The 9256-nt window shown below is 27.7% G+C and carries 11 protein-coding genes and 1 pseudogene; 1 reads left to right on the forward strand and 11 read right to left on the reverse strand.

Features of this window, described 5'->3' with window-relative positions:
• Nucleotides 1-84: 84 nt before the first annotated feature.
• From BST80_RS02545 to BST80_RS02555, 3 genes are all read right to left on the reverse strand, one after another.
• Entirely contained in the window at nt 85-441 is a 357-nt protein-coding gene (locus tag BST80_RS02545; RefSeq protein ID WP_415745830.1) for a hypothetical protein, read from the reverse strand.
• Between the two features lie 247 nt (nt 442-688).
• On the reverse strand, nt 689-1120 hold the full coding sequence (locus tag BST80_RS02550) for a hypothetical protein (RefSeq protein ID WP_415745831.1): 432 nt from the start codon (nt 1118-1120) through the stop codon (nt 689-691).
• A 45-nt stretch (nt 1121-1165) separates the two neighbouring features.
• Nucleotides 1166-1687 carry a hypothetical protein gene (locus BST80_RS02555; protein WP_415745832.1) on the reverse strand — a complete coding sequence of 174 codons (522 nt, stop codon included), beginning with the start codon at nt 1685-1687 and terminating at the stop codon, nt 1166-1168.
• A gap of 536 nt (nt 1688-2223) precedes the next feature.
• Between BST80_RS02555 and BST80_RS02560 the strand changes: the two genes are divergently transcribed.
• Complete coding sequence (locus BST80_RS02560; protein WP_415745833.1) at nt 2224-2787, forward strand: inorganic diphosphatase; 564 nt, start codon at nt 2224-2226, stop codon at nt 2785-2787.
• Between the two features lie 40 nt (nt 2788-2827).
• On the opposite strand, the gene BST80_RS02565 is transcribed toward BST80_RS02560, so the two are convergent.
• The 8 genes and pseudogenes from BST80_RS02565 to thyA form a co-directional block, all read right to left on the reverse strand.
• A complete protein-coding gene (locus BST80_RS02565) occupies nt 2828-3436 on the reverse strand; it encodes a deoxynucleoside kinase (protein ID WP_400248928.1) in 609 nt (202 codons plus the stop codon).
• Between the two features lie 15 nt (nt 3437-3451).
• A pseudogene (locus BST80_RS02570) lies at nt 3452-4183 on the reverse strand (pseudouridine synthase).
• The gene (scpB, locus tag BST80_RS02575) at nt 4183-4731 is read right to left on the reverse strand and encodes an SMC-Scp complex subunit ScpB (protein ID WP_415745834.1); all 549 of its coding nucleotides are present in this window, start codon (nt 4729-4731) and stop codon (nt 4183-4185) included. Before scpB ends, BST80_RS02570 begins: the two are co-directional and overlap by 1 nt.
• Nucleotides 4732-4736: 5 nt before the next feature.
• Nucleotides 4737-5498 (reverse strand): segregation/condensation protein A, encoded by a 762-nt coding sequence (locus BST80_RS02580; protein ID WP_415745835.1) that lies wholly within the window; start codon nt 5496-5498, stop codon nt 4737-4739.
• A gap of 100 nt (nt 5499-5598) precedes the next feature.
• Nucleotides 5599-6909 (reverse strand): thymidine phosphorylase, encoded by a 1311-nt coding sequence (locus tag BST80_RS02585; RefSeq protein WP_415745836.1) that lies wholly within the window; start codon nt 6907-6909, stop codon nt 5599-5601.
• A gap of 19 nt (nt 6910-6928) precedes the next feature.
• On the reverse strand, nt 6929-7720 hold the full coding sequence (locus BST80_RS02590) for a lysophospholipid acyltransferase family protein (protein ID WP_415745837.1): 792 nt from the start codon (nt 7718-7720) through the stop codon (nt 6929-6931).
• Between the two features lies 1 nt (nt 7721).
• Entirely contained in the window at nt 7722-8204 is a 483-nt protein-coding gene (locus BST80_RS02595; RefSeq protein ID WP_415745838.1) for a dihydrofolate reductase, read from the reverse strand.
• The gene (thyA, locus tag BST80_RS02600; protein ID WP_415745839.1) at nt 8204-9073 is read right to left on the reverse strand and encodes a thymidylate synthase; all 870 of its coding nucleotides are present in this window, start codon (nt 9071-9073) and stop codon (nt 8204-8206) included. Before thyA ends, BST80_RS02595 begins: the two co-directional genes overlap by 1 nt.
• Between the last annotated feature and the right edge of the window lie 183 nt (nt 9074-9256).

The raw sequence follows: 9256 nt of genomic DNA on the forward strand, positions 1-9256 counted from the left end.
AGGAAAATATTAAATTTTTAAATAAAAGACATAATTAATTAAAATTATAATTTGCTATTAGTATCTTTTTAAAAATATTTACAATTATTTTAATAGGTTATGCAAGAAGTCTAATGTAATAATCTCTTCTCTGACATTTTTATCACTAATATTGTTTGCTTTTTCTACTGCTTTAATTTTAGATTGCTCAATTGCAATTCATAATAATTGGAAAGCAGTACTATAAGAAGTTTGTCCTGCATGTAAAGTTGATCCATCAACTGATTCAATTTCACCAATTGCTTCTTTAATGTAAATTAAAGCAATTGCTTCTAATCCACAGTTACAATCAGAATCTTTTAAAACATTTTGATTTGAGTTAAAACTTGGTAATGAAGTTGATGTAACAATTGGTCCAGTTAAAAATCCTGCTAATGTAAGGCATTTAATTAATTTATACATAGTAATTCATCTCCTTTTTTATTTTTTAATAATTAAATAAATTGCTTCATACAATTTATTTATATGAAGCAATTTTAGTATTAATTTTATTCTAATGATTTTTTACTGTTTATTAAACTTCAAGTGCTTTAACATTAACTAAGATTACAGACATAATATTATTTGTTTCTTTAATTTTTAAATTAATTGTTATTTTTTGATATCCAACTTTTAAAAGTTTAGTATCTCCACTTGGAATTATTAAATCTTATGCTTTAATATCATTAATTACGGCTGTAATTTCTCTAGCATTCATATCATCAGTTATCGAAGTGATTGCATCAACTTTTACTTCATCAATTTTATTATATATTAAATCTTTTGCGCTATTGATTATTTCACGTTCTGTTAATGACGATCCATCAACTGGATTTTCACGAATTTGGTCAAAAATAGCTTTTCCAGCTTTTTCTTCAATAGAAGCTCTTTCTTGCAATAAATTATATTCATCGCCAGTTCCACTACCAATTGGTTTAACATTAATTAACATAACACTTATAAGATTATTTGTGTTATTAATTTTTAAATTAATTGAAATTGTTTGATAACTAATTTTTAGTGATTTAGTATCTCCTTTTGGAATTTCTAAATTATCAATAGTAAGATTGTTAATAGCTTTAGTAATTTCTCTAGCATCCATATCATTTTCAATTGAAGCGATTGCATCAAATTTAACGCTATCAATCTAGTTGAAAATTACTTTTTTTGCTTCATTTAATTTTTGTCCTTCTGTTAATGATGACCCATCTGCTGGTTCAAGACGAAGTTGATTAGCAATAGCTTTAGCAGCTTTTTCTTCAATAGAAGCTCTTTCTTGCAATAAATTATATTCATCGCCAGTTCCACTACCAATTGTTTTAACATTAATTAACATAACACTCATAAGATTATTTGTGTTATTAATTTTTAAATTAATTGAAATTGTTTGATAACTAATTTTTAGTGATTTAGTATCTCCTTTTGGAATTTCTAAATTATCAATAGTAAGATTGTTAATAGCTTTAGTAATTTCTCTAGCATCCATATCATTTTCAATTGAAGCGATTGCATCAAATTTAACGCTATCAATCTGGTTGAAAATTACTTTTTTTGCTTCATTTAATTTTTGTCCTTCTGTTAATGATGACCCATCTGCTGGTTCAAGACGAAGTTGATTAGCAATAGCTTTAGCAGCTTTTTCTTCAATAGTAGCTGCATCTTGTAACAAACTACTTGATGAAATAGCAGTATTGCTATTGGTTTCTAAGATTGGTAATGAAGTTGCAGTTGCAACAGGTACTGCTGCAAGTCCTGCTAATGTAATGTATTTTAAAATGTATTCATAGTAATTGGCCTCCTAAATTTATCAATTTTTTATTTTTTTAAGGTTGATAATTTGGTAATTTAATACAATTTATACATTTTAATACAATTTTTTGTTTTTTCATAGTTTCTTTTCTTACTTTCATTGTATACCTAAAATTGATAAAATTACCAAAATTTTTCATTTTTTTTAAAAATAATAAATAAAAAATAATTTATTAATTCTATTAAAAATATATTAATATATAATTTAATTTATTTGTTTTTTAAATTTATAACTTACATAAAAATAATAATTATCTTTTATTTTTTTTGAATATAATACAATACTTTTATTTGACTTTACTGCAAAAAAATAAAAAGGATTTTAAAAAGACATAACATTATTTGCCTTTCTATGCTATATTAATAATTAGGAAAGTAATGAAAGGAAGAAAAATAATGAGTAAAAATAATATTTTACCAATTATCGTTGAAATCCCTAAGGGGTCTGGTCATAAATATGAATATGATCTTAAAACAGGGCGAATTGTTTTAGACCGGGTTTTATATGGTGCTAATTTTTATCCAGGAGAATATGGTTTTATTGAAAACACATTAGATTGAGATGGTGATCCCCTTGATGTAATTTCATTAAGCACTTACCCCACAATTCCTGGTTGTCAAATCAATGTTCGTATTTTAGGAACAATTAATATGATTGATAACGGGGAAATTGACACAAAATTAATGGCTGTGATGGCTGATGATCCGCGTTTTAATCATATTCAAACTTTAGAAGATGTTCCATTAGCAATACGAAATGAAATTAAAACTTTCTTTTTACAATATAAAACTTTGCAAAAAAAAGAAGTTAAAATTAATGGTTGAAGTGGCTTAGACCAAGCTTTAAAAGAAATTAAAGAATGTCAAGAACGTTATTTAGAATACAAAGATATTTTAGAAACAAAAGGAAAAGATGCTGTAATGAAAATTTGAAAAGAAAAAGGATTAGGGCAAATTTAAACAAATAAAAACTAGTGTTGACACTAGTTTTTTTATTGTCTTATTTCTTTTCAATTAATTTTTCTGAAATTATGGCAACAATTTCTTCTGGTGTTTTATGATTGGCATCAATAACTAAAAAATTAAACTTATCTTTTGAGCGTTCATATCATTCCTCATATTTTCGGTTTAATAATGTTCAATAAGCGCTGCCAATATTTTGTTCACTAGCTCGGCCTCTTTTGGTAATTCGTTCAATTGCTATTTCTGGATCAACTCGTAAATAAACAACTAATTCTGGTTTAATGTTTTCATCTAAATATAAACTTTGTAAAACAACAACATCATAAAATTCTTTATAAACTTTATAATCTGTTGTATTCATATATCCTAGTTCATATAAGACATCAACAAAAATTGGATCCTCTAAAATACTACGGTCAAAAATAATATTAGATGTTATTTTTGCTTGTTTTAATTGTTTACTACGCGCCATTACCATATATACTTGCATTTTAAAAGCCATATCTTTTGGATCAGCATAATACTGATCTAAATATGGATTTTCCTCAACTGGCTCATCCATTACCATATAATGATGTTTTTCTCCCAATAGCTTACTAACAGTTGATTTCCCTACTCCAACAACTCCTGCTAATGTAATCCGCATTGTTTTTTTTCTCCTTTATTTTGTTTTTAAGTGTGATGCTATTCCAAAAAAACGTTTAATTTCTTTGGGTTTTAAATAACGTCATTCACCAGGCTTTAATGTTTCATCTAATTGTAAAAAACCGATTGCAATTTAATAACTTCATGTCCTAATGCTTGTATCATTTTTTTAACTTGATGTTTTCTGCCTTCATGAATTGTTAATAGAAGAATCGAAACATTTTTTGCTTCTTCATATTTTACTAATTTTGCTTGCGCTTTGCTTGTTATAATTCATGGTTCAATTTCAAGTCCTGTTGCTAATTTTTGTAGTTGTTGTTTTGAAAGATAACCAGAAACCAAAACATGATATGTCTTATTTAATATGACTTGGGTGTGTAATAATATTAGTAAATTCTCCATCATTAGTCAATAGCAAAAGCCCACTAGTATCATAGTCTAAAAGACCCACCGGATAAATTCGCTCTGAAACACCTTTAACATAGTTTAAAACTGTTTTGCGATGTTGCGGGGCATACATCGTTGAAACACAATTTCGTGGTTTATTCAACATCAAATAAACCTTATTTGCATTTTTATTCGTAAAGATTTGATTGTTTATCTGTATTTGATCATTTTTGCTAACTTTAGTACCTAACGTTGTTACCACAATATTATTAACTTTAACTTGTCCTTGAATAATTAATTCTTCTGCTTTTCGTCGTGAACAATAACCTTTTGCTACAATAACTTTTTGTAAGCGTTCCATTATTTAAATAAATCCTTTTCTTTTTCTATCACAGTTTCCTTAATTTTTGGTAAATCTGCTAAAGAAGTTAAATTAAAAACTTTTAAAAATTCTTCAGTAATATGATATGTCATTGGTTTCCCTGGTAATTCGCTTTTACCAACTTCATCAATTAAATCACGTGCGCGTAATTTGTTAATAACACTGTCAGAATTAACTCCCCGTAACTCTTCAATTTCTGGTTTACTAATGGGTCCACGATAGGCAATAATTGCTAATGTTTCTAATGCTGCTTGTGATAAACGTGCTTCTATTTTATTATTAGCTAATTTTAAATAAAATTGATAATATTCTTGCTTTGTTGCTAAGCGATATTTATCAGCAAAAGATGTTATTGTTAATCCACGATTATTATTAGTTTGATATTCTACTTTTAATTTTGCTAAAACCTCCTCACACTCAGGAACAGAAATTTCAAGAATATGAGCAATTTCTTTTAAATTAATTCCTTCATCACCGCTGATAAATAATAGTCCTTCTAAAACAGCCATTTTTTCATTTAAATTCATCTAATTTAATTCCCCTCTTTCTGTAAGTATGGTCTAATGTAAATTGCTTCTAAATGTTGGTATTGCTCAATTTCAATTTTTTGATGACGAGCTAAATCTAATAAAGCAATAAAACAAGCAACAAAAACTTGTAATGATAAAGTAAAATTACATAGCAATTCTTCTAATCTTCATTCTTTATCATCTTGCGCTAATAATGCCATAATTCGCTCCGCCATTTCTTCTGGAGAAACTTCAGTAATAACAATATTTGATTCTAATGGTTTTGCTGCATTAATTCGTTCTAACATTTTTAAAAAACTATTAGTTAATTTATCAATATTAATTTTTGGCGATAATGGTAAATCTTCTTCTTTAATTTGATTTCCTTTAATAATTGTTCGTGGTTTTGACAAATAGCGAATTCCCTCTTGATGTTGATCTTTAAAATATTGACTAACTTCTTTAATTTTTTTATATTCTAGTAAACGATTAATTAGTTCATCACGAGCATTTTTTTCATAATTATCATCAATTTCAACTTCTTCTTTTGGTAACACTAATTTTGTTTTTGTCTCAACTAAATAACTTACCATTGTTAAATATTCTGATGCAATTTCAATATTTAATTGTTCCATTTCTCTAATATACGCTAAAAATTGATCAGTAATTTCTGTCAATTTAATTGCAAAAATGTCCATCTCTTTTTCTTTAACTAAATGCAACAATAAATCTAATGGTCCTGAAAAATTATCAAGTTTTACTTCATAGCGCGGCAAATGTAACATTCTTTCTCTCCCATGTTTATTTTCTTAGTTAATAATACCGCCATTTTAAAAAAAATTAAAGATATTAAAACAAAAAATTGATTAACTTAAAGCATCACTTTTATTGAATTATCTCATAAACTAATTCTTCTTGTGGTGGTTTTGTTGAAACAATTCGAAAAGTTCGTTGTGCTCAATCATAAACTGGGGCAGTAAAATAACGGTTAGTATATAAAGTCATTACAACATCATTTTTTGCAACTTTTTCACCAGTTTTTTTGTTTAAATAAATACCAGCATGATAATCAATTGTTTCATCTTTTGTATTACGGCCAGCTCCTAAACGAACAGCTAATAATCCTAACTCATTAGTATCAATAATTTCCATAAATCCCGATTGGGTTGCTTTAATTTCAACTATATTTTTTACTTTTAATACTTCTTTTAAAGTTAAATCATTATCAATAAAACTTAAATCTCCACCTTGCTCGTTCACAAAAGCACGGAAGTAATTTAACGGCTCTTCTGTTTGTAATTTTTTTTCACAAGCTTTAACTGCCATTGCTAAATCTTTAAAAAGCCCTGCTTGGCATAAACTTAAAGCTGCTGCTTCACATACAATGTAAGTCAAATCATCAGGTCCTTTTCCTCGTAATGTTTGTAATGCTTCATAAATTTCAATTGCATTACCGATAGTACGGCCTAATGGTTCTGTCATATTAGTAATTTCAGCAGCAATCTTCTTATTAAATTTAATTCCAAGTTCAACCATAATTTGTGCTAATTTCCGTGCATCAGATATTGTTTTCATAAAAGCGCCACTACCACATTTAACATCTAATACAATTCCATCACTACCGGTCGCAATTTTTTTACACATAATACTTGCTGCCACTAATGGTAATGAATCAACTGTTGCCGTCACATCCCGTAAGGCATAAATCTTTTTATCAGCAGGAACAAGATTATCAGATTGAGCCATAATTGATAAATTTGTTTTATTAATAACATCCTTAAATTCATTAAAAGAAAGTTCAACTTTAAAACCAGGAATACTTTCCAACTTATCAATTGTTCCTCCTGTTTGGCCTAATCCCCGTCCTGACATTTTTGCCACCTTTAAACCAAATGCAGCAACTAAAGGCGCATAAATTAAACTAACCTTATCACCAACTCCACCAGAAGAATGCTTATCAACTTTAAAACCAGGAATTGTAGTTAAATCATATACTTCCCCTGAATTAATCATTGCTTCAGTTAAAAACGAAATTTCTGTAACTGACATTGATTGAAAATAAATTGCCATTAAAAAAGTTGACATTTGATAATCTGGAATAATCCCTGATGTATATCCTTTGACAATAAAGCTAATTTCTTCTCGTGATAACTCTTGTCCATTTTTCTTTTTATCAATTAATTCTAAAATATTCACTATTCAATACCTTCTTTTTTTAAGTTGTTTTTTTCTTTAATGAAGTTTTATATTCTTCATAAGCTTTTTTATGATCAACATCTTGATATTGATCAATTCCTTTTTGAATAATTTGTTTAACATTATTTGCAATTAATTCAGTTGATTTGGTCATAAACGTATCTGGCTTAATTGGCTTATGAAACACAACATGAACATACTTTTTCCCTCTTTTTTTAAATTCTTTATTAAAAATTGGATAAGAGTTAACAATTGAAACAGGAATAATTGGAACATGTGCTTTCTGGGCAATTTTAAAACTTCCAGCATGAAATTCTCCCATTTCTTGCCTGCGACTTCGTGTTCCTTCCGGAAAAACAACCATTGTTCGTGGTACACGAATTAAATCATTTGCCTCTTTAATAACTTCTAAGGCCTGACGAGGGTTTTCCCGATCTAAAAATAAAACATCAATTAATGTTAAGAAATTTCGATATGTTCGATTATCTTGTAATTCTTTTTTAGCAATAAATGCACAAGGTGCGGTTTTATTAAAATCATTTAGAGCAAATAATAATGCCGGATCCACATTCGATTGATGATTTGCAATCATTAAACAACCCTTATCAATTCAATTATCACGATCATGAACAATTATTTTAACATCGTGCACTCATAACATATAGCGTGTTCGTTTTTGTAATCAATGATAACGATATTCTTCTGAAACAATATTTGGATCTCGTTTAATTTTTTTACTAATACTTCTTGCCTTAGTAATTGTTCGTAAAAATCGTGGTCATGTCAGAAAAATTTTTCAAATATTTAACATTTTAACTTTGTTCCTTTCTTTTATAATATTTTATTACAAATTGCTGATATTCGTTTGATTTAATTAAAGTAAATTGGTTTAAATCAAACGAAGGAAAATAAGTATCACCTTGATATTTTCCCTTAATATAACTAATGATTAATTCATCAGCATATGGTAATGTTGCCTCATAATTTTTTTTGCCCCCACAAATATAAATATCTTCGTTTGGATTTTGATGATAAAAATTAATAATTGCTGTTAAATCAGTTACTACTTCCACATCCGGATGATTAATTTGATAATCAAGTTGTCTTGTTAAAACTAATGTTTTTCGTTTCGATAATGGTCGTCCAATTCCTTCATAAGTTAATCGACCAAATAAAATTGTTTGCCCTAATGTTGTTTCTTTAAAATGCTGTAATTCTTCTCTTAAATGTCATGGTAATTGGTTATTTTGACCAATTAAATTATTTTCATCCATTGCTCATAATAACTTAATCATTATACTGCGACAGTTCCTTTAATTAATGGGGCTGAGTCATAATTTTCCAACATAATATCTTCAAATTTAAAATCAAATAACGAAGTAATGGTTTGATTTAACTTCAAAGTTGGTAATTTTCGCGGAGAACGTGTTAATTGTTCTTTAATTTGATTAAAATGATTTTTATAAATATGACAATCTCCTAAAGTATGGACAAAATCGCCAACATCTAAACCAACAACTTGGGCAATTAAATGGGTTAATAAAGCATAACTTGCTATATTAAAAGGGACTCCTAAAAAAACATCCGCACTACGTTGATATAATTGACAACTTAATTTATTATCTTTTGAAACATAAAACTGAATTAAAGTATGACATGGTGGTAAAGCCATCTCATCAACTTCTTCTGGATTTCAGGCACTAATAATATGACGACGTGAATATGGATTCTTTTTTAAATTTTCTAATAATTTTGCTAACTGATCAACTCCGTTAAAGTTTCGTCATTGTTTCCCATATACTGGTCCTAAATCACCAAATTCAGCAGCAAAATTTGCATCAGTTTTAATTTTTTCAACAAATTCAGCTAATGTTTCATTATTATATTTTGCTGATGCTTGATATTTTTCATATGGTCATTCATTTCAAATTCGAACATCATGATCTACTAAATATTTAATATTAGTATCGCCTTTAATAAATCATAATAATTCATAAACTACTGACTTAAAATGAACTTTTTTTGTTGTTAAAAGTGGAAAGCCTTTGCTTAAATTAAAACGCATTTGATAACCAAAAAAAGAAATTGTTCCCGTATTTGTTCGATCATCTTTTTCTTGCCCGTGTTCTAAAATAAAACGAGCCATATTAAGATATTGTTCNATNATTGCAACAAGTTTTTCGCTTGGAAAAAAACATGATTATGCTTTATTTAAAGAATCAAAAATTTCAATTTTAAAAAATACCAAATTATGTGAGGTACCATATACATTTTAGACCAGTTAGTCTTTTAAAAATTTTAACACAGCTTCAGTTGGTGTTAAAAAATTTATGCTTTTATGTCGCCT

The organism is Spiroplasma sp. Moj (assembly GCF_016082285.1).
Lineage (GTDB): Bacteria > Bacillota_I > Bacilli_A > Mycoplasmatales > Mycoplasmataceae > Spiroplasma > Spiroplasma phoeniceum.